This window comes from Bifidobacterium sp. ESL1130 (genome assembly GCF_058507935.1).
In genome coordinates, this window is the sequence record NZ_CP196379.1 from 331003 (window position 1) to 356936 (window position 25934).

Consider the following 25934-nt stretch of genomic DNA (forward strand, 5'->3'; position numbering starts at 1 on the left):
TCTCAAACGGAAATATGGGCACGAAAGATGAATTAGGCCAGCCGCGCACCAAACGTGAATACTTGGGGCGACTCAACCGGGCGTTACGTCGTTGCCCTAGGCGAGAGCGGCGAGATGCGCTCAGATATTACGACGAGATTATCAGTGACCTGTGTGAGTCTTCCCTCAATGTGCAGCCGAACCCGTCGTTGTTGCCCGGAGATGCGCCGTCTGCTGTGGTACCGCTGCCGCGCGGGGCTGCGTTGGCTGAGGCCGAAATCATTGCGGGCATGGAATCTCCGGAGGCTGCTGCGGCCTCTATTATTGCCGAGTTGCCGGTAGTCCCGCGAACGCTATCGTGGGGTGCTCGCCTGAGCGATCCGGTTTTCTGGGTGCTGCTGGTGCTTGCTTCGCCCTTCTGGGCGTCGGCTCTTTTCTCGGTTGTGGCGCTGGGTTTATGCGTGTATGTCTTGATCTGGATGGTCGCACTGCTGGTGTGGAGCGTACTGGTTTCAGGGTTCGCTGCTGGATTGTTCGGCATTGCCGCTGCGGTGTGGGGGCTGTTTCGTGGGAACGTTGTCTTCATGCTGATGATGCTGGGTGCGGGCTTGACATTGCTGGCATTGACGGCGCTGTTTGTGTCCCCCGTACTCTCGGTTACCGTGTTCTTTGCGAGGATTTCCTGGCAGGTGGTGCAGCGAATATTGATGCTGTTCATCAAGCGCGGGGATGGGGATGCGCTGCGACATGACGGATCTCGGCGTCAAGGAGACAACCGGGACAAGAAGCGGCGCCGTTGGTCTATGACGCGCCGGGAATGGTTGAGGGCCGCTGTGTTGCTGACGGTCGGCATCGCGGTCTTTCTTATCGGTTTTGCGCTGGCCGGGTTTGACATCACTGCACTCAATCAGCGTCTTCCTTTTGGTGAGATCAACATAGCGAATGCAATATCCGCCAGGCGGTAACGCGGTAACGCAGTAGGGCGGTAACGCAGTAAGGCATACGTATATATTAGGGGTGATCATGGGTGCACATCGTATTGATAGCGAGGACCTAGTCAGATTCGAGAATTTCTCGGTGCGCTACGGCAGGCGTGTGGTTGTGGACGTGCCGAACGTAAGTTTCTCGTTGCAGCGGCCGGACGTCGGGCAAAACGCTCGTAATGGTTATGATTCCTGCGCTTCGACCACAAGCGCAGGCAAGACTCCTTCAATGGGCGGCGCCAATGTCATCGGCTTGTTCGGCCCCAACGGTGCAGGTAAGACAACGCTTATCAGAGTGCTCGCCGGCATGTCGAACCGGTTCTCTGGCACGTTAAGTGCTCCGGCATCTGCCAGCATCGCCTATGTTCCGGATGCACCGTACCTGTATCCTTTCCTCTCGGCGGCCTCATGCATATGCCAGTTTGTGCGGCGGTATGAGGATTTCGATGAGGCCAAAGCACATCGTTTGGTGCGTTGGCTGAAGTTGCCGTTCGACCGTCCGATCGGCACATTCTCGAAAGGCCAGTGCGAACAGTTGCACTTGGTGCTGTCGTTTGCGCGCCGTTGCCCGCTGTATGTGTTGGACGAGCCGCTTGCTGCCGTGGACCCGTATACGCGAGACAAGCTGCTGGAGGTGATAGTCCAAGCGGCGGGCGATGGTGCGACCATTCTTATGAGCACGCACATCATTGCGGAAGTGGAATCGGTGTTTTCCAAAGTCATCATGATTGAGGGCGGTCACATCATAGCCAGTGGTCCGGTGGAGACGTTCCGTGCTCAATCCGGCAGTCTGGAACAGGCGTTTAAGGACCATATGAGTCACTATGAGGTTGAGGAGCGGTCATGATTGCCGAGGTGTTGATTCAGCTGCGCCGGTATGTGGCGCCATCACTTGGTGCCATTGCGGTGCTGCTGGCATGTGATGTGGTGAATGTGGCGGCGAACGGTCAAATGGTGGCGGTTTCAGTGGCGAGCATGGTGCGCATGGTGGACTGGTGTGTGCTGTTTTGTTTCTTTGCGTGGGAGTTGTACCGTTATGCCAATGGGGGCAATGATTATTTCCTGTTGACGCTTCCGCAAGGGCCGTTGGCAGGTCTTGACGTCAAAGTGGGTGCGTATGCAGTGATACTGCTGGCAGCCACACTTGTCGAGTTTCCCTTCACTTGGCATGCGTTGTCGTCCAGTGGCGTTGAAACATCTGCGGTTCCGGGTGTGGCTTGCTACGATTTGGGGTCGCGGCTGCTGGGTATTGCTGCGGCATTGGGCATGGTGGCTGTGGTGTCGTGTGTGGCGGCCGTATTCCGGTCGCCAGTGGTCTCTGCAGTGGCGGCGCTGTTGATGTATGTGGGGTTCAGTGTGATTCAGGGGTGTGTGGTTCTGCTGCCGGCGGTGCGTTCAAACGGAGTTGACTTTGCGATTGGCGTGAATTCTGAGTTTGCGGGGGCGAGTCAGTTTGTCAATATTCTGCCGGTAATGGTTTGGGATGGGTCTGCTTCAACGACGGTGACGGCGCAAAGTACGGTGCGGGCGGCCCCTGTGATTGCCAATGTGGTGGTGCTGATCCTGGCGCTCGCTGGCCGCCGGTTCGTAGTGCCTCGGCTGAAATTGAGTTACATCAAATAGTTGCGGGCTGGCGGCTGATTGATGTGCATGGTCCTTGTGGCTGATTCACGTGCGGACGATGGTTGCGTGGGGGGGGGCTGTGGTCTGCAGATCTCCTGACATGCAAGATGCCTGACCCAAGTGCAGCACTCGGTCAGGCATCTTGTGAATTTCCTATGTTTGGCTAGGCTTTCGTGGCAGCTTGTGACGCTGGGGCAGCGTTTCCGCTGTCGGTGGCGCTTGTGTCGGCGGCAACAGCTTCGCTGTCTCCTGCGGCTGCCGTGTCCTTGTTGTCGAACTTCTCTTCGAGTTGCTTCACAATCTCACTGTGCTTCTTCTCGGTGAGCGTCACTTTGGCGGAGAAAATGACTGCGGAGATGATGATGAGAATGGCGGGCGCGTAGAGCATGTAGACCTTGAAGGTCGCAACCCCGCTGGCGGAAATGTCGGCGGCTGTGGCGGAACCGGTCATGCCTGCGGCGATGGCGGCGATGCTCACCACGCCGTTGGCTACTGCGCCGCCGAGCTTATCGAGCAATGGCCGCACGGTAAGGGTGACGGACTCGTTGCGTACACCGTTCTTGAGCTGGCCGTACTCCACACAATCCGTGATGGTCATCAGCACGGAGAGGAAGATGAGCGGCTGACCTACGTAGAGCACGCCAGTGGAAATGAGTGCCATCGTTACGTTGTTGCCGCTCAGGAAGAGGCATACGAAGCCGACGATCATCACGATGATGGAACCGACGAGCACGCGCTTGCGGGTGAACATTTTCTGCAGGGTGGGGAATGAGACAACCGAGAGAATACCCAGGATGGCTTGGATGACGCCTACTGCGGAATATGCCTCGGGATGGCCGAGCACGTAGCGGAAGTAGTATACGAGCAGCGAGCTGGCCACGCTCCAGCCCAGCGCAAAGAGCAGGTAGGAGGCGCATACCCACATGAGCTGGTCGTTGGAACTCAGGATGTGGAAGATGTCCTTGAACGAGGTTCTCTTGGTGTTCTTGCGAATCTCGCTTTCGCCTTCTTTGGTGCCCCAGCAGGTGAGGAAGGAACCGATGAGCGAGACGGCGCAGATGATGATGGCGAAGGCGAGCCAGCCGGTGCGTGTTTGTGTGTCACCGGTGGTTCCTGCGAAATGTTGGGAGAACCAGACGTTGATGGGTACGAGCACGATGGCTACGCCGGTCGATCCCAAGGTCGAGCCGAAGCGGGCTACGGTGCCGATGTTGGTGCGGTCCGACGACTCGAGGCTCAGCGAAGGCAGCAGGCCCCAGAACGCCACATCCTTTGCGGAGTAGGTGAAGTCTACGATGACGAACACAATCACAAAGAGGATGAGGTACAGCACGGGGCTTGATTCGGTCAGCCCAAAGAAGTTGGTGAACAGCAGTACCAATCCCAGTGAGCTGACGATTGCCCCGCCCATGATCCAAGGCTTGAACTTGCCCCAGCGGGTGTGGGTGTTGTCGATGAGGGCACCGATGAGCGGGTCGAAGAAGATTTCAATGATGCGGATGGTCACCATCAGTGTGGTGATGGTTCCGATAAGCCATACGTTGCTTTGGCCGCCGTCTTTGTCTTCCAGAAGTTGGCTGGTGACGAACGTGACGAAATACGTGGCGAATGCCGCGTAGAAGGCGTCGTGGCCGAACGCGCCGGCCGCATACGATATTGATTGCTTGAACTTGTTCATTGTTCTCCTCGTGTGTCTCTACGCAAGTGTTCGTTCACGAGCGTGGATCAGCGTGCTCGACTTTCGGCAGCTGCATTGCCCTGTGTGAAAGTCGTGTGCATATCATAACTCAAAAATTGAGTGAAAATGAAAAGTTGTGTTAATTTTTGTTCAGTTAACATTTGGAATGTTGTGCTGCGAATATCTGTACCGGCGAAGGATTTTGAACGTTTGCAAGGGAGTTCGCGAGAGGTGGTGTGTCTGTGGTTGGTTATTTTCGTCTTTGGGCGGAAATTGTGACGTGTAAAGATGTGCGATTTCTTTGAAAATATAGATTTACTGCGATTTTTCAAACATGAGTGCCCCTGGCTCAACTTTCTTTCGGGAAAATGGGAATAAAAGTTGACAATCGAAAGTTGAGTGATGTAGGCTCAGGTTTGGAACGTGAAACGGATATCGGTTCGTCACATCTGCACAGACGTGCGGGCCAAGCCGAGCGAGACCGTACAGAGACTTCAACATAGAAGGAGCATTAACAATGGGACGTGCAGTAGGCATCGATCTGGGTACTACAAATTCATGCATCGCAACTCTTGAGGGTGGCGAGCCCACCGTCATCGTGAACGCTGAAGGCGTTCGTACCACGCCGAGCGTGGTAGCGTTCAGCAAGTCCGGTGAGGTGCTTGTTGGCGAGGTGGCCAAGCGTCAGGCTGTCACCAACGTGGATCGCACCATCAGCTCCGTCAAGCGCCACATCGGCACTGACTGGAGCGTGGAGATTGACGGCAAGAAGTGGACTCCGCAGGAGATTTCCGCGCAGATTCTCATGAAGCTCAAGAGGGACGCGGAAGCATACTTGGGCGAGCCTGTCACCGATGCGGTCATTACCTGCCCGGCATACTTCAACGATGCACAGCGTCAGGCCACCAAGGACGCGGGCAAGATCGCGGGCCTGAACGTGCTGCGCATCATCAATGAGCCTACTGCCGCGGCGCTTGCGTACGGCTTGGAGAAGGGCAAGGAAGACGAACGCATCCTGGTCTTCGATCTGGGCGGCGGCACCTTCGATGTCTCCCTGCTGGAGATCGGCAAGGACGACGACGGTTTCGCCACCATTCAGGTGCAGGCCACCAACGGCGACAACAAGCTCGGCGGCGACGACTGGGATCAGGCCATCATTGATTGGCTGGTAAGCCAGGTGAAGAACAAGTACGGCGTCGACTTGGCCAAGGACAAGATTGCGCTGCAGCGTCTGAAGGAAGCTGCTGAGCAGGCCAAGAAGGAGCTGTCCAGCTCTTCCGAGACCTCGATTTCGATGCAGTACTTGGCCATGACTCCCGACGGCACTCCGGTGCACCTTGACGAGACGTTGACCCGTGCTCACTTCGAGGAGATGACTTCCGGCCTGCTCAACCGCTGCCGTACCCCGTTCAACAATGTGCTCAGCGATGCGAACATCTCCGTGAACGACATCGACCACGTGGTGCTCGTCGGTGGTTCCACCCGTATGCCTGCTGTCAAGGATCTGGTTAAGGATCTGACTGGCGGCAAGGAAGCGAACCAGTCCGTGAACCCGGACGAGGTCGTGGCTGTCGGCGCTGCTGTGCAGTCCGGCGTCATCAAGGGTGACCGCAAGGACGTGCTGCTCATCGACGTGACTCCGCTTTCCCTCGGCATTGAGACCAAGGGCGGCGTCATGACCAAGCTCATCGACCGCAACACCGCCATCCCCACCAAGCGTTCGGAAGTCTTCTCGACCGCAGAAGACAACCAGCCTTCCGTGCTCATTCAGGTCTATCAGGGTGAACGTGGATTCGCTCGCGACAACAAGCCGCTGGGTACCTTCGAGCTCACTGGCATCGCCCCGGCTCCTCGCGGCGTTCCTCAGATTGAGGTCACCTTCGACATCGATGCCAACGGCATTGTGCACGTCGGCGCGAAGGACAAGGGCACCGGCAAGGAACAGTCCATGACCATCACCGGCGGTTCGAGCCTTCCTGAGGAAGAGATCGACCGCATGGTCAAGGAAGCCGAAGCGCACGAGGCTGAGGACAAGCAGCGTAAGGAAGACGCGGAAACGCGCAACCAAGCGGAATCCTTCGCCTACCAGATGGAGAAGATGGTTGCCGACAACAAGGACAAGCTTTCGGACGACGTGGTGAAGGAGGTCACCGACGACGTCAACGAGCTGAAGGAAACGCTGAAGGGCGAGGACATTGAGAAGATCAAGTCCGCGCAGACCAAGCTGACCGAGTCCTCGCAGAAGATCGGCCAGGCTCTCTATGCTCAGCAAGGTGCAGAAGATGCCGCTGGCGCAGGAAATGCCTCTTCGGACGGCGCTGCATCCTCCTCTGACGACGACGTGGTGGATGCCGAAGTCGTGGACGATGACGACGATAAGGACAACAAGTAACCATGTCCGGGTTCGACAAGGACGACTACTTGAGGGATCTGCCGGATCCTGATGATCCGATGCTGCGCGCGCCGAGCGCCGCAGCATCGGACGGGTCTCTGGCAGACTCTCGTAGTCGGTTTGAGCCGACCGGTGAACAGGAGGTGAAGATGTCTGACGATAACGTTGACGAGAACCAGAATGCTGCCGAGGCAGAAAGTGCAGCATCGGGCGACTGTGCTGGTGACGCTGCAGGTCAGGAATCTGTGGCAGAGACGACTCAAGACGAGACGGCATCAACCGAAGGTGATGGCCAGGGTGAGGGTGTCTCTGAAGAAGGGGATACTTTGACTCCCCTAGGGCAGGCCAAAAAGGAAGCCGCTGAGTATCTTGACGCTCTGCAACGTGAGCGTGCCGAGTTCGTCAACTTCCGCAACCGATCGCAAAAAGAGCAGAGCCGCTTCCGTGAACACGGCATTATCGACGTGCTCACCGCGCTGCTTCCCGCTCTCGACGACATTGATCGTATTCGTGAGCACAGCGAGATGGATGAATCCTTTACCGCTGTAGCTGCGAAGATCGATAAAGCCTTCGAGAAGTTCGGCGTAGAGAAGTTCGGCGAGAAGGGCGAGGAATTTGACCCCACCCGCCATGAGGCCGTGCTGCACAGACCTGATGCTCAGGCCACTTGCGAGACGGTCGATGCCGTCGTGGAAGCAGGGTATCGCATCGGTGATCGCGTGATTCGCGCGGCTCGCGTTGTGGTGGCTTCCCCGCAGGCATAGAGGTTTCCGTACAAGTCATGGACGGGCGCAGTCTCTCTTGCTGGGAAGGCAAGAAGTTGTGCCCGTTTCTGTTACGTGGCGGTGAGATCCCGTTGGGTTGGGATAGTGAACCTTGGAGAGGTGAACAATGGCTGAGAATGAATGGCTAAACAAAGACTTTTATAAAACCTTGGGCGTTGAAAAAGACGCAAGCGAGAGTGACATTACCAAAGCGTATCGCAAATTGGCACGCAAATATCATCCCGACCTCAACAAGACCAAGGAAGCCGAGGAGAAATTCAAGGATATCTCCGAAGCGTACGATGTGTTGAGCAATAAAGATGAGCGTCAGAAGTATGATGCCATCCGTCAGTTCGGCATGGGCGGTGCTCGGTTCGCGGGAGGTTCGGGCCCGGGACAAGGCGGATTCAGCTCCGATGCCTTCTCCGACATGTTTGGCTCCATGTTCGGCGGCGGGAACGGACAAAACGTGCGATTCTCCACATCCGGCGGCGGGCCGGGGAACCTGAACGATATCTTCTCGATGTTCGGCTCTGGTGCCCCAGGCGGAACCGGTGCCGGATATGGTGCCGCACCGGGTAGTCAGTATGGAGACGCCCGCGGGTACCAAGAGCCTAAAGAGCCGGTGCGCGGTGCCGATCGCAACTCGAAGATCACGCTGACGTTCCGTCAAGCGGTAAAGGGAGCTACCGTCTCGCTCAAAGCGGATGGCAGGACCTTTAAGGCTCATGTGCCGGCCGGAGTGAAAAGCGGTCAGAAGATACGCTTGCCCGGTAAAGGCAAAACCGGTGTGAACGGCGGTGCCGCGGGTGACATGTATTTGCATATCACGGTGACTGAGGACGATAAGTTCTCTATGGAGGGCAACGATATTGTGATGCCGTTGCCGGTGACGGTCGGGCAGGCCGTGGCTGGAGCCAGGGTGAAAGCCGTCGGGTTTGACGGTGAAACGGAAACCTTCCGCGTGCCGGCGGGTACGTCGAGCGGAACCGAAGTGCGCGTGCGCTGCAAGGGTGTGCCTGGCCGTGATGGTGACCTTGTGGGGCGGGTGGAAATCCGCGTGCCGTCAAAGCCAAGTATGGAACTTAAGCATGATGCCAAGGAGTTTGACAAGCATTCCGCTGATTTTGCTGGGCAAGTGGCCCAGGAGCGTGAATAATTCAACCTCATAGGGGTATGTTGAAATATCTGCCGCGAAGCGCGGAACGTGACGAAAGGTGGCGGTGAGCAGTGGCACGGGTAACGCAACAGATGCGCACGCTGTATGGTTTATGCGCAGTGGCGTTGGTTGAACGCAGAGCCGACTTGGACGGTGCGGACGATGTTGGCTTTGACATTGATCTGCCTGTGTTCAGCGTAGGCTTGGTGGCACAGCTGGCCAATATTCATCCGCAGACGCTGCGGCAGTATGATCGGCAGGAGCTTGTGGTTCCGCAGCGCACTGAGGGTGGTGCTCGTCGCTACTCGCTGCGTGATGTTGATCGGCTGGTGCAAGCTCAGCGGCTGAGTCAGGATGAAGGTATCAACCTGGCGGGTATTGCACACATCCTGCGCTTGCAAGAGGAGAACCGGCAGCTCACTCGTGAGCTGCAGCGGCTCAAAAACGCGTCCCAGCCCAGCATTTTCGCCGCTGATGCGGATGGTGGTATCACCGAGATTCAGCATTCGCGTCAGGCGCGGCACTGGCGTGATGAGGTACGTGGCAGGACGCGCGAGCTGCCCATGCGGCCATGGAGTCCCGAGACCTCTGATGAAGATCTGCTCATTGACGATGACACGGTCGGGTTCAGTGCCGGTAGTGCAGAGCGCGGCGAGGCGGATGGTGCCGATTACAACATGGATGTGCACCACGACGGTGCATATCGCACCCAATTTGAGGGCGCACGACGGGGCGTGAGAACCGACCATGAGGGTAAGAACGTTGCTCAGGCTCTGGGCTACAGGCCGCACGGCCGCCATGCCAATCCGGCCGGTGGTGTCGATGCGGATTCCCAAGTGCATGATGCGTTTGCCGACGCCCGGGCCTTGGTGCTGTGGCACAACTTCATGGCGTGAGGCATCTGATGTAGCACTGCTGTAACGCTGATGTAGTGCCGCATGGGTGGTCGTCGCCGTATGGGTGTGCCTCCCGCTGACGTGAACTTCGGTATCGCTTTCCGTATGGTGGTGCTGCGCTTTCCAAATCGATGCGCACTGAGTAGAGTGGTCCAGTATGGATAGAAACGCAGAACGGCAGGACGTGCCGAACAACCCGGAAACCGGCAAACCTTACATCAATACGGTGGCTGCAGTGGCTATTGCCCCAAGCGGCGTGGGTACTGAACTGAGCGAGCCTGTGGCGCAGGCCATTGAGGTGATTCGTGAGTCCGGACTGCCCAATGAGACCAACGCCATGTTTACCAACATTGAGGGCGATCTTGACGATGTGCTGCAAACGGTTCGCGACGCTACCATGAAGCTTGCGGCTCAGGGCTACCGTACCGGTGTTACGCTCAAACTTGATATTCGCCCTGGCTTTACCGGTCAGATACACGAAAAAGCGAAGCTGGTGGACGAGATTCTTAAGCGACGCTAAGGTAAACAACATAAACGTTTCTGGCCGTGTGCCGCAATATGAGAGATGAGGAGGCGGCATGGGGCTGCTCAAAGCTGTGCTGTGGGATATGGACGGCACACTGATTGATTCTGAGCCGATTTGGCACGAGGCCGAACGGCAGTTGGCTGTGTCCCATGGCGGCGAGTGGGATGAGGAACTGGCTTGGGAGAATGCCGGTAAGCCCCTCACAGTGGTGGCTGCCCGCATGATAGAACGCGGCACCAAGATGCCGATTGAAGAGATTGAAGACAGCCTGATTACCACGGTGTTCGAAGAAGAGATGCGTTGCATGCCGTGGACGCCGGGCGTGCTCGACGTGCTGCATTCGCTCATTGCGGCGGGCATCCCCTCAGTGCTGGTTACTGCCTCGCCCCGTGTGATGGCGGAGAACCTGGTTAAACAGGCGCCGCAAGGGGCGTTTGTGGGGTTTGTCAGCGGTTCGGACGACCTTCCCAAGAAACCGGATCCCGCGCCGTATCTGGCTGCCGGCAAACTGCTTGGCATCGTTCCAGAAGACATGGCGCACTGCGTTGCGGTCGAGGATTCTCCTGCAGGTCTTGCTGCGGCCGCCGGCTCAGGTGCCACCACGCTTGCGCAGATTGGTTTCAATAATTCCGACGTATCACAAGGCCCCCAGTTTGCCGTCATCAACGGCTATGACGGCGTTGATGCGGCGGCGCTGGAAGCCTACGTGGCGCAGCGGCTTACAGCACGTCGATAACCGTCGGAATAGCGGGATCGCCCTTCATCAGCGATTGTGCAGTAATAGGTAGGGCTGCCAGAGCCTTGGCGTGATGCGCCTGAGCCTGGGCAATGGCCTCATGCCCTTGGAACTGGCTGTCAGCCTGACCGTCGCGCATGAAGTCCACCAGCAAATCCCGCCAATCGTCTTCCGGTTGGAAAGACTGCAACGCTTCTTCCGAGCCGGAAACCACATGTTCGGCGTTCGCCAGATTGTATTCGTACGAACGCCAGGCGAGCTTGCATCCGGGCACGCTGGCCTTGTCTTTTGACTTCTTGGCGACCGGCTCCATGCGCCCATTCGCTCCCTCGCGTTCGGTGAGTTTGTAGACCATGGCGCAAGTTGGAGCTCCCGACCCGGTCACCAGCATGGTGCCCACACCATAGGAATCCACCGGAGCGGCCTGCAGCCCAGCGAGCGCATACTCGTCCAAGTCGTTGGTCACGGTGATTTTCGTGTTGGTGGCTCCCAGAGCGTCGAGTTCGCCGCGTACACGCTGCGCCATTGAGGCCAAATCTCCTGAGTCGATGCGCACGCCTCCGAGTTCGGTCCCGGCTACGTCCACAGCGGTTTTCACTGCTTGTTCGATGTCGTACGTGTCCACCAGCAGGGTGGTGGAGGTGCCCAGTGCGTCGATTTGCGCCTGGAATGCTTCGCGCTCGCTGTCGTGCAGCAGAGTGAAGCAGTGCGCCGCCGTACCGATGGGTTTGAGGCCGTACATTTGTGCGGCGAGAAGGTTTGCGGTGCCTTTGAATCCGCCCACTGCCGAGGCTCTGGCGGCGGCGACGGCTGCCCACTCGTTGGTGCGTCGTCCTCCCATGTCCATGCAAGGGCGCCCTTTGGCGGCGGTCGTCATGCGCGAGGCCGCTGACGCCACTGCGGAATCGTAGTTGAGAATGGAAAGCACCAGCGTTTCCAGCAGTGTGCATTCGGCGAATGTGCCTTCTACCTGCAGGATGGGGGAGTCGGGGAAGAACATTTCTCCTTCACGGTACCCGCGTATGGAGCCGGTGAACTTGAAATGCTCGAGCCAGGAGATGGTTTCGGCGCTCACGATGTGCTGATCGGCAAGGAAGCGAAGGTCTTTTTCGTCCAGGTGGAAGTGCTCCAGGGCATCGAGGATGCGGCCGGTTCCGGCTACCACGCCGTAGCGGCGGCCTTCGGGAAGGTGGCGTGTGTACACCTCGAACACACATTTGCGCGACGCTGTGCCGTCTTTGAGCGCGGCATCCAGCATGGTGTACTCATACATATCGGTCATCAACGCTGGCGAGTAATCCATTGCTGTCCCTTTCGTGCCGGTGCCTGCGATCGTACGGTTCGGCGATTGCCGCCCGAGGCGCCGTGTGTCGTTGTCTTGTTGGTCTCATTTTATGGCGGCAGAGCGACGTGAACGCAGCATGAGGTAGGTGCATCTCGGTGCTGGTTCGTAGAATGGTGGCATTATGAGATATTTCGTTGGACTGTATCGTATTGTTATCGGTGTCCTTGCTTTGACTTGGACGAGCATTGCTTGGGGGAACCTGAGTTTCTGGGTGTATTTCACTTATCAGACGAATTTCGTGTTGGGGCTGGTAATGCTGTGGGCCGGCATCGCTTCGATCGCGGGTCTCAAGCAGCCTCCGGCATGGTTGAAGGGTGTGCTGACGCTGTATATCCTCGTCACCGGTCTTATTGCGTTCTTCGTGCTGCCGCCGACCGATCCGGCCACCGCAAAATACGTGTTTGGTGTGATGACCAATACCATCCTGCATATGGTGGTGCCGATCATGGCCACCATCGACTTCATCTTCTTCGATGAGCATCGGCGATTCAAATGGCATTACATCTTCTCCTGGCTCATCTATTTCCCGTTCTACCTGGCGTTCGTTCTTATTCGCGCAGCGCTGTGGCCCCACTCCGGCCCCGAACCGAAAGGCAACCCCTATCCGTATGGCTTCATCGACCTGACGCAAATCAGCTGGGAGCAGTTGGTGGTCAACTGCGTCATGTGTGTCGTCTTCTTCATTGTGCTCGGTCTTTTCCTCTTCCTTATCGATAAGGTACTGCCGGCGAAACCGCTGCTCGGTGAAGTGAAAACCGTCAAGGCAGGCAAGCGTCGGTAAGCGTTCCGTGGGCGATTCGCGTGCGGCGCGGCCGACTGTCAGTTAGCGTGTGATGCTAGATTGACGGTAGATATTGAGGGAAGAAGGAACGATGAACGATACTGTGAACAGGCCTGACGGACGGCGCGCGAACGAGCTGCGCCCGGTAAGCATCACCCGACATTTCACTGACAATCCCGAAGGGTCGGTGCTCATCTGCTGCGGCAATACGCGTGTGATGTGCACGGCCACCTTCACTCCCGGAGTGCCGCGCTGGCGCAAGGATTCCGGTTTGGGTTGGGTGACCGCAGAATACGCCATGCTGCCACGCGCCACCTCAGAGCGTACGCCGCGTGAGTCTGTCAAAGGCAAAGTAGGCGGCCGTACGCAAGAGATCAGCCGTCTTATCGGTCGTTGCCTGCGCGGTGTGATCAACACCAAAGCGCTGGGAGAGAACCAGATTCAAATCGACTGTGACGTGCTGCAAGCAGACGGGGGGACGCGCACCGCTTCGGTGACCGGTGCCTATGTGGCGTTGGTGGATGCACTGCGTTGGGCGGAACGCCATCATGAGATCCCTTCGGCGCAGCGTGTGCTGACCGATCAAATTTCCGCGGTTTCCGTGGGTATTGTCGACGGCACTCCCATGCTTGACCTGCCTTATGCGGAGGACAGCAACGCCATGACCGACATGAACGTGGCTATGACCGGCTCCGGAGCATTCATCGAAATTCAAGGTACCGCCGAGCATAAGCCCTTCACGCGCGAAGAATTGGCACAGCTGTTGGACTTGGCGCAACAGGGCAACGAAGCATTGCAGGAGGCGCAGCGCGCTGCACTTGCACAGGATTAGCACGAAGGCGCCGAGCCCGTATCCAGCTGATTCGTGTGGTATCTTGCACGCGCCGTCAACGCATCGAGAACAGGAACATCATGAAAATTGTCGTAGCAACGCACAATGAAGGTAAATTGCCTGAAATTCTCACCATCCTCAACGAGGCGTTGGGAGACAAGGCCGGCAGCGTGGAGCTGGTCTCGGCCGGCGCTCTGAAGCTGCCGGACGTCAAGGAGACCGGGGTCACCTTCGAAGAAAACGCGCTGCTCAAAGCGCGTGGTGTGGCCGAACGTACCGGTCTGCCTGCACTTGCGGACGATTCCGGTCTTATCGTGGACGTGATGGGACGCGCGCCGGGCATTCTTTCGGCACGATGGGCAGGCAAGCACGGTGACGATCAGGCGAATACGGCCCTGTTGCTCAATCAGTTGTCCGACATTCCAGACGATTTGCGCCAGGCGCGCTTCCGCTGCGCTGCAGCGCTCGCTGTACCGCAGACGCAGGCGTTCGGTGGTTCTGAGGACTGGCTGGATGAGACGGGCGAGATGCCTCGGCAGCCGGTTTCCGCAGTAAAGTTCGACGAGACGGTGGCAACCGGTGAAATGACGGGGCGTATTGTGCGCGAGCCGCGAGGCAGTCATGGGTTTGGTTACGACCCGATTTTTGTCCCTGACGTTCAGCCCGGGCGTGTGCGTGACGGACGTGCCAAACCGCCGCTTACCAGCGCGGAGATGAGTGCGGAAGTCAAGAATTCCATATCTCATCGGCGTCGCGCATTTGAAGCTTTGGCTCCGTCGGTGGTTCGGTTGCTTGAGGCAGAGTTGTGGGATCAAGAAGGCTAGATGTGATTGATACTCGATGGGCGACTGCTGACTCATGTGGAGGCGGCGAATTCCTGGCTGGCTGATAGATTTAAGTTCGCGCGCGCATGGCGGAATTGGTAGACGCGCAGGATTTAGGTTCCTGTGACTTAGGTCGTGAGGGTTCAAGTCCCTTTGCGCGCACTTGTGGAGTGTGGTCGGGCAATGTTGCTATATCGCGTAAACCCTACTGCTAGCTGGTCTTTATGGATATTTCTCACAGATATAATGTGAGCTATGCCGAGCACGCTTGCGGTGCGCAGTTAGTGTTGCTAGACTGAGCCTAATATTTCGGCTGATGCGAGGTTGCACGGTCCGTTCCTTCGGTTCGGACAGGTGGTGCCAGGTATGCAGCAGGAATAGCAACCATGAACACATCGGTGGGCTTGGCGCTCAATGGAGAATGCGTCCACGAATCTCACGAAAGGCGAGATATGAGCAATCAGAACCCTACAACGAAGGCAAGCGATCTCAGCATCGAGGAACAGGCGGCGCTGACCAGCGGCACCAACCCTTGGAGCATCGGCAAGGTAGAAGCCAAAGGCTTGCCCAACTACACGATTACCGACGGGCCTCATGGTCTGCGCAAAGCCCAGAACCTCGAGGGCATGGATGTGGATGCGGCTGTTCCTGCCACCTGCTTCCCGCCCGCGGCGGGCATGGCCAGCAGCTGGAACCCCGAACTCATCAAGCGCACCGGCGAAGCCATGGGCGAGGAGTGCGTGCAGGAACAGGTCGCAGTCATTCTGGGGCCTGGCATCAACATCAAGCGCAATCCGCTCGGCGGACGGTGCTTCGAATTCTGGAGTGAGGACCCGTACCTGACCGGTCATGAGGCTGTGGGCGAGGTTGAGGGCATCCAGTCCAAAGGCATCGGCACATCGGTCAAGCACTTTGCGGCCAACAACCAAGAGACCGATCGCCTGCGCGTCAGTGCGAACATCTCGCAGCGTGCCTTGCGCGAAATCTACTTCCCTGCCTTCGAACACATCGTCAAGGAAGCCCAGCCGTGGACCATCATGTGCTCGTACAACCAAATCAATGGTGAATACTCCTCGCAAAACCGTTGGCTGCTCACCGACGTGCTGCGCAAGGAGTGGGGTTTTGAAGGCCTGGTTATGTCGGACTGGGGTGCAGTGCACAACCGCACGGCCGCACTGAATGCAGGGCTCAACTTGGAGATGCCGCCTACCAGCACCGACGACGAGATTGTGCATGCAGTGAGCGACGGAGAAATGAGTGCCGAGCAGCTGGAACGTATGGCTCAAGGCATGATTGATCTGGTTAACAAAGCTCGTCCGGCAATGGAACAGGGTGCTGCCGGCTACCGTTACGACGTGGATGCACACAACGAGGTGGCACGTGAAGCCGCTCGCGAATCCATTGTCATGCTGAAGAACGACGACGATTTGCTGCCGATTCAGCCAGGTGCCAGCTTGGCTGTGATCGGTGAGTTCGCTCGCACTCCGCGTTACCAAGGTGCCGGCTCCTCGCTCATTAACCCCAACAAGCTCACCAGCTTCCTTGATGCGCTCGAAGACCGTGGGGTTGAAGCCCGGTTCGCTCCCGGTTTCACACTCGACGATGCTCAGCAGGATCCTGCCCTGACAGACGAGGCGGTGGCTGCCGCACAGAGCGCCGATACCGTGTTGCTCTTCCTTGGGCTTCCTGCACAAGCCGAATCCGAGGGCTTCGACCGTGAGACGCTCGACATCCCGGCCAAGCAGGTCGAGGTGCTCGAAGCTGTTGCCGACGTAAACAAGAACGTGGTCGTGGTGCTTTCCAACGGCTCCGTGGTATCCATGCCGTGGGCCGGTTCCGCCAAAGCCGTCCTCGAAGGTTGGCTGCTCGGCCAAGCCGGTGGCGCTGCCACCGCCGACGTCGTCTTCGGTGATGTGAGCCCGTCCGGCAAGCTCGCCCAGAGCGTTATCAACAGCCTGGACGATGATCCGACCATGATGAACTGGCCGGGCGAAGAAGGGCATGTGGACTATGGCGAGGGCGTGTTCGTGGGCTACCGATACTACGACACGTTCCACAAGAGTGTGGCCTACCCGTTCGGGTTCGGCCTGAGCTACACCACATTCGGAATCGGCGATGTGCATGCCGAGAAGACCGGCGGGCAGACGGCACGTGTCACTGCGCGCGTTGCCAACACGGGCAAGCAGGCCGGTGCTGAAGTGGTGCAGCTGTATGTGGCACCGCCCAAGTGCAAGGTGGCTCGCCCTGTGCACGAACTCAAGGCGTTCAAGAAGGTGCATCTTGAAGCCGGTGAGTCCGCCCAAGTCGAGTTTGAGCTGGACTCGCGCGCCTTTGCCTACTGGTCCGAGCAGTTTGAAGATTGGAAGGTCGAGGGCGGTTCCTACGGCATTGAAGTCGGCACCTCTTCGCGAGATATCGCCGATACGGTGATTGTGGATCTGGACGACGACGGCAAGAAGATGAAGCTCACCGAATGGTCCACCTTCGGCGAGTGGCAGGCCGATCCGGTTGGCTCCAAAGTGATTGACAAGGTCATCGCCGAGCTCGACGAGCAGTATGGTCGTCCGGTTATCCCCGAAAGCCAGCTTATTGTCATGTTCCTCAAGACCGCACCCTTGGGTGGTATCTCCATGATGGTCGGCGCTGACGTGGCCAAGGATCTCTCTTCCCGTGCACTCGCCGAGTATGAGCGGATCAGTCAGCAGTAGTGACTCATGGCCGTATCCTCTCTTGCTGAGTGCGGAGAGGATACGGTGCGTGTGCAACTGACCTGGGGGTCGTGTACAATGACTTTGCTGCCGGTACACGGCGGCACGCGGATGTAGCTCAATGGTAGAGCCTCAGTCTTCCAAACTGATTACGCGGGTTCGATTCCCGTCATCCGCTCCATCTCGAAACGCTGAAAGACCAGCGAAAACAAGACAATCGAGAAACGAGTGGGTGCTCAAACTTCACAATCGTCTTTACTTGACCAAAGCGCTTGCAAGGGTCTGTCTTGCCCAGTCGCTGGCGCTCATGCCTTGACGGTCGGCATCTCGCTTGATGAGTTCCCATAGTGAGTCGGGCATACGTATGGCGTGGCTGCGCATTGGTTCGCGTGGAGCCTCCCATGGTCTGCCTGTGACCGGTGTCAATTCGCTGTTCGGGAAGCCCTGTTCGGCCTCCCCGGCCAGTCTCTCGACCAGTGCGTCGGTCAAGACCGTGCCATCCGAGGCAATGTATTTGTTGTTGTTCATGATCTGCTCCTTTCCAATTCATCTCGGAACCCCTGGGTCAGGTAGTTCGCGTGGATGACGATGTTCGTGTCGCCGGCGCCCTCGACGACGACCAGTTCGATGGGTTTGGCTTGTGCGTCGAAACCGATCATCGCCCATCGTGGCGGGTCGGCGTCTCTGTCTCTTTGTCTGATACGCATGCCGTGGCTCCCTGTCTCATAGGCGCTTACGATCTGCTGTTCTGACAGACCGTGCTTATAGGCGTGAGGGTGTATTACGATGCGCATGACATACAGTATAACACTCTACGGTTTGGCCGCAATCAGACCAGGCGATGAAGAAGCACAACACTCTGCGTAGTGCGGAGATTGGGGTACTGCGGGGAACGTGGACACATTTCCGCGTTCAAGTTTTCCCAATCGCAGTCTTTGATGTGCGAATACAGTGAGCGGTGGACGGAAACTATCCGCCCACCGCTCACTCAACTTGGTCTATATGGCGTCTGCATGGTGTTGGGATTGAGTGTTGTGGGAAGCGTGAACGACATTTTTCGTCGTACAAACTTCTCCCGCAGCACCCCCGCTTGCTAGATCACCAGTGTGGCGGCCCAGAGCAGTACGGCTGCAACGACAAAGAGGATGCCGAAGATCTTGCTGCCGATTTTCAGCCACTTGCCGAGCCCGATACCGGCTACCGAAAGTCCTGCGAGCAGTACGCCGCCGGTAGGGTTGATGATATTCATCAAGCCGTTGCCGAACTGGTTGCTCAGTACGATGACATCGCGGTTGATGTTCACCAGGTCGGCCAGCGGTCCCATCACCGGCATGGTGAGTGCTGCAGACCCTGAGGAGGAAGGCACGAAGAGCGTGATGATGCTCTGCACGGCCAGCAGGATGGTGGTGAACAGCGGCTTGGGCAGGCCGCCGAGTGCTCCGGCGAGCGCGTTGAGGATGGTGTCGATGATGGCACCGTTCTCCATGAGTACCAGGATGCCGCGAGCCAGTGCGATGATGACGGCCGCGTAGACAAAGTCGGCGCAACCGGCGACGAAACTGTCGCAGATTTCGTTGACTTTGAAACGGGCGACAAAGCCGATGATGATGCCCATGGCCAAGAACAGCGCGCTGATTTCGGTCATGTACCAGCCTTGCGCCAGAATGCCGTACACCATGAGCACCAGTCCGGCCACGAAGATGGCGATGATGATTTTGTCGTTGGTGGTGAACTCATCGTTGTCGCTCGACAGTTCCCCTTTCTTGTTGGTCCCGTGATCGCTCAGTTTTGCTCGCAGTGCTTGGTCGGTGTCATAGACGATGGAGGATTCGGGGTTCTTGCGCACTTTCATGGCGTGGTGCATGGTGAAGGCGATGGAGATTGCCGTGATGATCACCCAGCACACCATGCGCATCCACAGTAGGGGATTGCCATGGATGCCGCCGATCCCCTGAGCGATGAGCACGTTGAACGGGTTGATGGTGGAACCGATGTAGCCGGCTTGGCTGGCCAGGAACAGGGTGAGGATGGCGGTCAGCGAGTCAAATCCCTGCGACAGCATGAACGTGATGAAAATGATGAACAGCGGTATGAGTTCCTCGCTCATGCCGTATGTTGAACCACCCAGCGAGACCAGAATCATCATGAGCGGAATGACCAGAATGCCTTTGCTACCAAGGAAGTCGGACAGCGCTCGCAGGCCGCGGTCGATGGCGCCGGTTTTCAAAATGATGCCGAAGGCACCGCCCAGGATGAGCACGAACGCAATCACATCGACGGCGGCGGCAATGCCGTTGCTCGGTGCTTCAAGTACCTGCCAGAGGCTTTGCGTATGGCCCTCTTTGGGAATCTGATGGTAGGTTCCGGGAACCACCACGTCGCGGGCGCTGCCGTCTACGGTCACGCTTTTGGTGTCGAACTCACCGCTGGGGATGACCCAAGTGAGTACTGCCGCCACAATCAGCAGTATGAACATGAGCGCATAACTGTGTGGAAAACCGATATGCCTTATTTTCTCCATAAACTTTTTCATTTCATTCCTTGTATTCTCTTTGTCATTGATTGGTTGTTGGGTTGTTGGGTTGTCAGGATGTCGGCGCGGTGGCCGACGGAATCGGCGATTGCCGGCATCGGCCGGACAAAGGCATGGTGGCGCACCATGCCGCGAATGGTGCTGATGCGCAGTGGTTGGGCTGCACCGCCGGCGGGAGGTCAGCTTTGGTAAGCCAAAGCTCCGTCGACGTATGTGGCCTGCACGCAGGTGGCGGCCAGTTCACGGTCGCTGCATCCCACGAGGTCGTGGTCGAATATCACGAAGGTGGACGGGGAGCCCTCTTTCAGCTCGTGATGTTCGTCGCTGCGCCCCGTGTGCGTCCATGCGTCGAGCAGGTCGAGGGTGGGCATGGCCTTATGCGGGAACCATCGTTCTTCGCCGTGGTCGAAACGTCTGCGGCTGGCTCGCAGCAGCGACTGCGGTACCGACGTGACGAACAGTGGGCAATCCGTGCCGCATGTCACCGCGGTGCCGGCTTCGGTCAGGTTGGTGTAGCGGTAGAAATTGCCACCGTCTTCGCCTGTTATGGTCTGGCTCATATAGGCCTCGTCGAGCGAGGGATTGAGGCCCAGAATCTGCGGGTATATCTCGGCGGTGATACCGGCCTGCTCCATGGTCAGAGCCGCATGATGCGTGACCATTTCCAGATCGCTGATTGAATGGTGTGTGTTCTCGTTGCCGTGCCTGGCCAGCAGATCGGCTGACATGTCTATCGCCCGGTCGCCCTCGGCGGTAAGGCAGCAAGAGATGCCGCGTTCGGCCAACTGCGCGACGCTGTCTTCGAGTTTGGTGTAGTCGATGGCAGGTTTGGTGGAACCGTCACGGTATTCGCCGTAGATGTCGCCTGTGCCATCGGCCACCACACCGTCAACCATGAACTTGATGCCGCCAAACTGCAAGTGCGAGCCAAAGTCGCGATTGCTCAGACGTTGCAGGGCATCGGGGTCGAACGGATGTGCCACCGCCTCGATGGTCATGGTCACTGCGAGCTGATGGTCGTCAATGGCTTCGTGCACCGTGCAATCGTCGAAGACGATGTCTTTGCAAGACACCACTCCGCGAGATAGGAGCATGTGTTGGAACTTGTTCCACCCGGTGTTCACAAAAGCCTTGTCCTGGACCATCTCGGCGATGAGCCGGTGCCGTTTTTCTGCGGCGGCATCGCCTTCGGTGAAACCGTAACGCTCGACTGCTGCGCTATTCATCCAATATGTGGATCGGTCTTGGCTGATGGCCAGCAACGGTACTGTGGCGGAAACTTCGTCGAGCATGGTTCGGGTCACCTGCTCTGCCCAAGCATTCGAATCCCACCCATGTGCATACACCGGCGTATCCGGATGTGCCCTCAGCTGGTCTGCGAAGATGTCAACGGCCTCCTGCACAGTTGCGGCGTGAGAGAGGTCTACCCCACAGTTGGCGGCGAGCCAGCCAGAGAAGAAGACATGATTGTCGTGGATGCCGGGCATGACGAACCCGTCGTCCGCGCAGACCACGGTGGTGCCGTCGTCAACGGGGCCGTATTTCCATCCTTTCGTGACGTTGGTTAATGTCGGTCCATTGAACTCCAAGTATCCTTGGTAGGGCTCGGTTCCTGTCCCGTCGAGGATATGACGGGACCTGACTATGGTTCTCATTTCAGCTCCTTCGCTGATTGAGGCGAACCGTAGAAGGTATGGCTGCGCCAACGGGCGATCGCCAAACCGAAATTCTCAGATGCTAAACGTGTACAGTTCGCCTAGGAAATATTGGCAACCCGCATGAATGGGGTTGTCGTCTTGGTCGCAGATAAACGTGTCTACTTTGAAGAAAGGGGTGCCGGGCAGCGTATCCATGGTCCGGGCCATGTCCGCATCGGCGAGGGTCATGGACAATGTGGTCTCTTTGGGATGTATCGGCTCAATACCGTACTTGTCTGTTAACAGACGGTACAACGAACCGGTCAGATCCTCACGTTTGAGAAAGTCGAACCGGGGAAGTGGGAAGTAGTTGTTTTCCAACATCACCGGTCGGCCGTCCGCCATCCGCTTGCGGCAGGTATAGAGCACCGGCTGTCCGGGACTGACTTGCAGCTTGTGGGCCACGTCGTCTGTGGCTGGGGTTTCTTCGCAGCGCAACAACACCGATGAAACCGTGAACCCCGCCTGTTCGGCGCTTTCGCTGAATCCCGAAACGTAGGCGATTTTCCGATCGATGGTGTGGTGGCGCACAAAGGTGCCTTTGCCTTGCCGCTTGACCAGATATCCCTCCTCGACGAGCTCGGATACCGCCTTGCGTACGGTGATGCGCGAGACGCCATAGAGTTCGCCGAGTTTTGGTTCTGAGGGGATCATCTCATCCTGCTGATAGCGGCCGGAACGAATGTCGGCCAGCAGCGAGGCCTTGAGCTGAAGGTACATCGGCACCGCAGCACTGCCTTCGAGCATGTTGACCCCTCACATATATGAACTCTCACTTCATGATACCAAGAGGGGCGCAATGTCGAAGTCGGCCGGACAGTCTAGCCGTATCCCTCACTCGTGAATCTGCGTGCCGAAGCCGAAGGATCCGTTCAACTGCACCGCCTGCTCGGCGAAACGCTGACCGTCCTTCAAGCTTTCCTCGACCCCCTTCCCCTCGATCTCGTGGGAGAGCAGGAACGCAGTAAGCGAAGAGTCGCCTGCGGCCATGGTGTCGACCGCCTTCACCACGTGCGGAGCCATCTCGTAGAAGCGTTCGCCGTCGTACGCAATGGTGGGTTTGGAACCACGTGTGGCCATCAGCACCTTGTTGGACGGGGCGAAGAGATGCTTGAGCAGCACCTCCACTTGGTTGTCGGGCATGTCGAGCGAGAAGAAGCCGTATTGCACGTACGGCAGCGCCTCGAGTGTGTCGTTGGTGAACTCGTCGGAGAAGTCGTACGAGATCGGTACGCCCAGCTTGGAGATCTGCGGTAGCATATGATCGCTGTTGCCCCAGATGCCCATATGAATGAGGGAGAACGAACCGATGTAGTCGAGGTCGTCCTGCGTGCATTCAATCGGCTTCTCGCCGGCGATGCCGCCTTCGTTGCTGCCGACGAACACACGGTCGCCGTCAACGATGTTGACTTTCGCGCAGCCGTTCTCGCCATGTTCGGTGTGGCAGTGGCTTCGGTCGATGCCCAGCTTGTCGATGCTGTCTTTGACATGCTGGGCTTCACGGTCGTCGCCGAATACGCCCATGAAGGCGGAATCGTACCCGAGCTGTTTGGCGAACGCTGCGAAATTCAGGGCGTTGCCGCCCGGATACATCACGTTCAGGTTGACGTACTGGTCGACGACTTGGTCTCCCAGACCCAACACCTTTGTTGTGCCTGTCATAATCAGTATTCCACCTTCCCCATGTAGCGCCGTGAGTCCAAATCGTGGTTGTGTACGATGGAGAGTGCGTAACGGTACTTGCTGAGCACGCTGTAGAAGAGCACCGGGTTGAAGTACTCGCTAACCGAGTCGTCGATTGCGTCGAGCCCCAGCTCCTTGGCGTCCACAACCTCGACCTTTTCGGCGTACTGGTTGAGGAATTTCAAGGCGCGTTCGTCAAGTTCGCGCGTGCGGCCCAAGCCCATGGCCAGGATGAACGGAGTGTCCTTGTCGGTCACCTCGAACGGGCCGTGGAAGAATTCGCCCGAGTGGATGGGTGCGGCGTCGAGCCACTGCATCTCCATAAGCGAGCAGATGGAGAATCCGTACGCGTGGCCGTAGGAGGCGCCCGAAGCCATGGTGTAGAACATGGGTTCGTCTTTGTAACGTTCGGCAAAGGCCTTGGTGCGGGGCACGACTGCGTCCTCGGCCTTGGCGACCACGGAGTCGATGATGTTCATGGCGCCTCGGAAGGCTTCGTAATGTGCGTAGCCTTCAACCTCGTTGACCAGTGAGACGGTCAGGTCGAGCATGATGGCCATCGGGTTGTTGTGCACGCTCTTCTCGTCGCCCCACTCGTAGACGAACGAGTGATCCGACAGCGGCAGCAGATCGGCTTTCTGGTTGTAGGTCAGACCGACGGTCTGTGCCCCGGCCTGGTGGGCCACGCGCGCGGCTTCCAAGGTCTCAGGGGTGCCGCCGCTGTGCGAGCAGAGGATGACGACCGAGTTCTTGCCGAGCTTGGCAGGCGGCACGTGAACGAATTCGTTCGCAGTGTACAGGCCGCTTGTCAGTTTCTTCGATTCCGCTTTGATGAAGTAGTCCGACACATACATGTCCACCAGAGAGCCGCCGCAGGCTACGAAGTAGACTTCGCTCAGCTTGTTGTCGGTGCTCTTGACCAGTTGTGATGCGCACTTCTGCACGTCCATGCATACCTCCTTGTTATGGCATAACGTCACATGACGTATTGCCTATAGAATATGGCACATTGCGGTTGTTTGTCAAGTTGATTTTCCTTATGGTGGCAGCTTGCTTGCATGACGATGAGTGCAGGTGTGGTTCTGATTTCGATCTGAGTGGCTCATTCATTTAGGATATGGCTGATGTTTGCTGATCTCTCAACTTCTGGCACATATCTCTTGTCTTTAGTGTTCCTTGGATGAGCTCTTAGAATTAGTAGGGTGTGTGGATAATGTATGCGTATGAGATCCGTGAGAGGCTTTCAGTGTTTGCTGCTGACTGGTTGTATCGCTGTTTAGGAATCTTTGTGTCAGATGGTTGGCGTAGATGACGAGTAGGAGTTGGTACGGCGGTTTTGGATGGTTGTTGTTTGGGAATAGCGAACGGGATAAGGCTCTCAGCTGGAGATGTGTAAAGTTTGTTTACGGTTATTTTTAGCAGATCTTCTGCGTGATTTGGAATTCTGCCCCTAAAATTGCTCATTAGGTATATTATGTTTTATGTACACAGATGACGTGTACATAAATACGACGGCAAGGAGACCGCCATGAAAAAAATCCCGCTAAAGTATAAAATCGCGACTGCGGTTGCAGTCTTAACTATCCCTGCGCTTTGCACAGGTACGGCCGCTGCCTCGACAGTGAATTCCATGGATGAGGCTGAAGTCATTGCAAAAACTGCTCAGCATGGTGCCGATGTTGCTGGGTGCCTCCTATGAAAAATAATGCAACAATCTATATTGCTGTTGGCTTCTTCGGCTTGGCGTTGGTGAGTGCTCACGTCGTGTCGTGGCTTACCGGTTCGCAGTTCTGGGGAGCATTTGCTTACCCGGTTGTGTGGTTACTTATGATTATCGTCATGGCATTGGAGCATATCGCAGATCAACATAAGAACAGTGATGAGTAATCGCTGTGATGTTCACGAGTGACAGCGCTGCTGCAGGGAGAATCAAGTTGTGTCGTTCTGCGGATGGCTGTCACTCGATATTGTTGTTGGTGTGTTGTCGGGCGTATGGTTGATTGACGCGCGTGATATGCGCGAGCAGTGTGCCTACAATAAACAGCATGACTGATTTCGTTCCTACATTGGCGCAGGCTGATGAACTGCACCATCGCATCGCTCCTTCACAGGCTGCGTATAATCTGATTCATGGCCATTGTGTGGTGGTGGCCACGATTACCAGGCAGCTGGTGCAGCGGCAGAACGCGCTGTTTGTGCGGCGCTGCACGTTGCCGGCCGGCGCACAAGGCGATGCCGTGCCGGCAACGGACGAGGTGAGTGGCGGTCAGATGCCGCCGCGTCTGCTGGATGAATCGCTGGCTGTGCTGGGAGCAATGCTGCACGACATCGGCACCTATCTGGTGCTGGCGAACGACGGTACCGACGGGCAAGAGCTCAAGTTCGACGGGCCAAACTACGTGCTGCACGGGCTGCGAGGTTACCGGTGGCTGCTCGAGCAAGGTGTGGATGAGTCGGTAGCGCAGTTTGCGCGCAACCATACTGGCGTGGGGCTTACTCGCGAGCAGGTGGAAGCGCAGGGCTTGCCGCTGCCGGTGGATGATTATGCGCCGATGAACCTCGAACAAGAGGTGGTAATGGTGGCCGATAAATACAACAGCAAATCCATACCGCCGCGCTTCCTGACCGCGCAGGCCTACGCACGTAAAGCTGCCAGGTTTGGCGAGGCGAACGAGCGCCAGTGGCTTGACCTAGTTCGTCAATACGGTACCCCAGATATTCCGGCGCTCGCAGCACGTTTCGGCATGCAACTAGAGCAGTGATTACTTATATTGCACCTGTCCGCCCAAGGTCTT

24 protein-coding genes, 2 tRNA genes and 1 pseudogene are annotated in these 25934 nt (G+C 57.4%); 18 read left to right on the forward strand and 9 right to left on the reverse strand.

The features are described 5' to 3' along the window. Positions 1-14: 14 nt before the first annotated feature. The 3 genes from ACSYSO_RS01170 to ACSYSO_RS01180 are packed head-to-tail and all read left to right on the forward strand — an operon-like array spanning position 15 to position 2585. The gene (locus ACSYSO_RS01170) at positions 15-944 is read left to right on the forward strand and encodes an HAAS signaling domain-containing protein (RefSeq protein ID WP_489760605.1); all 930 of its coding nucleotides are present in this window, start codon (positions 15-17) and stop codon (positions 942-944) included. 58 nt (positions 945-1002) lie between these two features. Beyond that, positions 1003-1809: an ABC transporter ATP-binding protein gene (locus tag ACSYSO_RS01175; RefSeq protein ID WP_489760606.1), complete on the forward strand. Its 807-nt coding sequence runs from the start codon at positions 1003-1005 to the stop codon at positions 1807-1809. Further along, on the forward strand, positions 1806-2585 hold the full coding sequence (locus tag ACSYSO_RS01180) for a hypothetical protein (RefSeq protein WP_489760607.1): 780 nt from the start codon (positions 1806-1808) through the stop codon (positions 2583-2585). Before ACSYSO_RS01175 ends, ACSYSO_RS01180 begins: the two co-directional genes overlap by 4 nt. Before the next feature lie 163 nt (positions 2586-2748). Here the strand turns inward: ACSYSO_RS01180 and ACSYSO_RS01185 are convergent, their stop codons facing one another. Continuing rightward, complete coding sequence (locus tag ACSYSO_RS01185) at positions 2749-4263, reverse strand: glycoside-pentoside-hexuronide (GPH):cation symporter (RefSeq protein WP_489760608.1); 1515 nt, start codon at positions 4261-4263, stop codon at positions 2749-2751. A 517-nt stretch (positions 4264-4780) separates the two neighbouring features. Here ACSYSO_RS01185 and dnaK point away from each other — a divergent pair. The 6 genes and pseudogenes from dnaK (at position 4781) to ACSYSO_RS01215 (ending at position 10736) form a co-directional block, all read left to right on the forward strand. Then, the gene (gene dnaK, locus ACSYSO_RS01190; RefSeq protein ID WP_489760609.1) at positions 4781-6655 is read left to right on the forward strand and encodes a molecular chaperone DnaK; all 1875 of its coding nucleotides are present in this window, start codon (positions 4781-4783) and stop codon (positions 6653-6655) included. A gap of 2 nt (positions 6656-6657) precedes the next feature. Next, positions 6658-7419 (forward strand): nucleotide exchange factor GrpE, encoded by a 762-nt coding sequence (gene grpE / locus ACSYSO_RS01195; protein WP_489760610.1) that lies wholly within the window; start codon positions 6658-6660, stop codon positions 7417-7419. A gap of 127 nt (positions 7420-7546) precedes the next feature. Then, on the forward strand, positions 7547-8578 hold the full coding sequence (locus ACSYSO_RS01200) for a DnaJ C-terminal domain-containing protein (RefSeq protein WP_489760611.1): 1032 nt from the start codon (positions 7547-7549) through the stop codon (positions 8576-8578). Between the two features lie 71 nt (positions 8579-8649). Continuing rightward, positions 8650-9147, forward strand: a pseudogene (locus tag ACSYSO_RS01205) (heat shock protein transcriptional repressor HspR); the annotation flags it as partial. Positions 9148-9631: 484 nt separating this feature from the next. Then, positions 9632-9994, forward strand: coding sequence for a thiamine-binding protein (locus tag ACSYSO_RS01210; RefSeq protein WP_489760612.1), 363 nt, complete (start codon positions 9632-9634; stop codon positions 9992-9994). 58 nt (positions 9995-10052) lie between these two features. After that, positions 10053-10736 carry an HAD family hydrolase gene (locus ACSYSO_RS01215; RefSeq protein WP_489760613.1) on the forward strand — a complete coding sequence of 228 codons (684 nt, stop codon included), beginning with the start codon at positions 10053-10055 and terminating at the stop codon, positions 10734-10736. Here the strand turns inward: ACSYSO_RS01215 and ACSYSO_RS01220 are convergent. After that, entirely contained in the window at positions 10720-12039 is a 1320-nt protein-coding gene (locus ACSYSO_RS01220; protein ID WP_489760614.1) for a nicotinate phosphoribosyltransferase, read from the reverse strand. The two genes, ACSYSO_RS01215 and ACSYSO_RS01220, sit on opposite strands and share 17 nt — an antisense overlap. 163 nt (positions 12040-12202) lie before the next feature. On the opposite strand from ACSYSO_RS01220, the gene ACSYSO_RS01225 reads away from it, so the two are divergent. The 6 genes from ACSYSO_RS01225 to ACSYSO_RS01250 all read left to right on the forward strand — a co-directional run bounded on the left by ACSYSO_RS01225 (position 12203) and on the right by ACSYSO_RS01250 (position 17407). Next, the gene (locus tag ACSYSO_RS01225) at positions 12203-12862 is read left to right on the forward strand and encodes a Pr6Pr family membrane protein (RefSeq protein ID WP_489760615.1); all 660 of its coding nucleotides are present in this window, start codon (positions 12203-12205) and stop codon (positions 12860-12862) included. A gap of 91 nt (positions 12863-12953) precedes the next feature. Next, positions 12954-13694: a ribonuclease PH gene (gene rph / locus ACSYSO_RS01230; protein ID WP_489799181.1), complete on the forward strand. Its 741-nt coding sequence runs from the start codon at positions 12954-12956 to the stop codon at positions 13692-13694. Between the two features lie 80 nt (positions 13695-13774). Then, a complete protein-coding gene (locus tag ACSYSO_RS01235; RefSeq protein ID WP_491701837.1) occupies positions 13775-14518 on the forward strand; it encodes a non-canonical purine NTP pyrophosphatase in 744 nt (247 codons plus the stop codon). 80 nt (positions 14519-14598) lie between these two features. Next, positions 14599-14680: transfer RNA gene (locus ACSYSO_RS01240), tRNA-Leu, on the forward strand. Positions 14681-14970: 290 nt separating this feature from the next. Beyond that, entirely contained in the window at positions 14971-17226 is a 2256-nt protein-coding gene (locus tag ACSYSO_RS01245; RefSeq protein ID WP_491701838.1) for an exo-alpha-(1->6)-L-arabinopyranosidase, read from the forward strand. A gap of 107 nt (positions 17227-17333) precedes the next feature. Then, positions 17334-17407 (forward strand) — tRNA-Gly (locus ACSYSO_RS01250). A 74-nt stretch (positions 17408-17481) separates the two neighbouring features. Here ACSYSO_RS01250 and ACSYSO_RS01255 read toward each other — a convergent pair. The 7 genes from ACSYSO_RS01255 to ACSYSO_RS01285 form a co-directional block, all read right to left on the reverse strand. Next, the gene (locus ACSYSO_RS01255; RefSeq protein ID WP_489799176.1) at positions 17482-17754 is read right to left on the reverse strand and encodes a hypothetical protein; all 273 of its coding nucleotides are present in this window, start codon (positions 17752-17754) and stop codon (positions 17482-17484) included. Then, entirely contained in the window at positions 17751-18020 is a 270-nt protein-coding gene (locus tag ACSYSO_RS01260; protein ID WP_491701839.1) for a hypothetical protein, read from the reverse strand. Before ACSYSO_RS01260 ends, ACSYSO_RS01255 begins: the two co-directional genes overlap by 4 nt. A gap of 299 nt (positions 18021-18319) precedes the next feature. Further along, entirely contained in the window at positions 18320-19759 is a 1440-nt protein-coding gene (locus ACSYSO_RS01265) for a YfcC family protein (protein WP_491701840.1), read from the reverse strand. Between the two features lie 179 nt (positions 19760-19938). Then, positions 19939-21414, reverse strand: a complete 1476-nt coding sequence (locus ACSYSO_RS01270; RefSeq protein ID WP_491701841.1) for an amidohydrolase family protein — start codon at positions 21412-21414, stop codon at positions 19939-19941. Between the two features lie 75 nt (positions 21415-21489). Then, entirely contained in the window at positions 21490-22203 is a 714-nt protein-coding gene (locus ACSYSO_RS01275; protein ID WP_489799168.1) for a GntR family transcriptional regulator, read from the reverse strand. 87 nt (positions 22204-22290) lie between these two features. Next, positions 22291-23118, reverse strand: a complete 828-nt coding sequence (locus ACSYSO_RS01280; protein ID WP_491701842.1) for a PfkB family carbohydrate kinase — start codon at positions 23116-23118, stop codon at positions 22291-22293. Between the two features lie 2 nt (positions 23119-23120). After that, positions 23121-24089 (reverse strand): SIS domain-containing protein, encoded by a 969-nt coding sequence (locus ACSYSO_RS01285; protein ID WP_489799165.1) that lies wholly within the window; start codon positions 24087-24089, stop codon positions 23121-23123. Positions 24090-24667: 578 nt separating this feature from the next. On the opposite strand from ACSYSO_RS01285, the gene ACSYSO_RS01290 reads away from it, so the two are divergent. The 3 genes from ACSYSO_RS01290 to ACSYSO_RS01300 all read left to right on the forward strand — a co-directional run bounded on the left by ACSYSO_RS01290 (position 24668) and on the right by ACSYSO_RS01300 (position 25901). After that, positions 24668-24838: a hypothetical protein gene (locus ACSYSO_RS01290; RefSeq protein ID WP_489799163.1), complete on the forward strand. Its 171-nt coding sequence runs from the start codon at positions 24668-24670 to the stop codon at positions 24836-24838. Further along, positions 24835-25026 carry a hypothetical protein gene (locus ACSYSO_RS01295; protein ID WP_489799161.1) on the forward strand — a complete coding sequence of 64 codons (192 nt, stop codon included), beginning with the start codon at positions 24835-24837 and terminating at the stop codon, positions 25024-25026. Before ACSYSO_RS01290 ends, ACSYSO_RS01295 begins: the two co-directional genes overlap by 4 nt. 158 nt (positions 25027-25184) lie before the next feature. Next, positions 25185-25901, forward strand: a complete 717-nt coding sequence (locus ACSYSO_RS01300; protein WP_491701843.1) for an HD domain-containing protein — start codon at positions 25185-25187, stop codon at positions 25899-25901. Positions 25902-25934 lie beyond the last annotated feature (33 nt).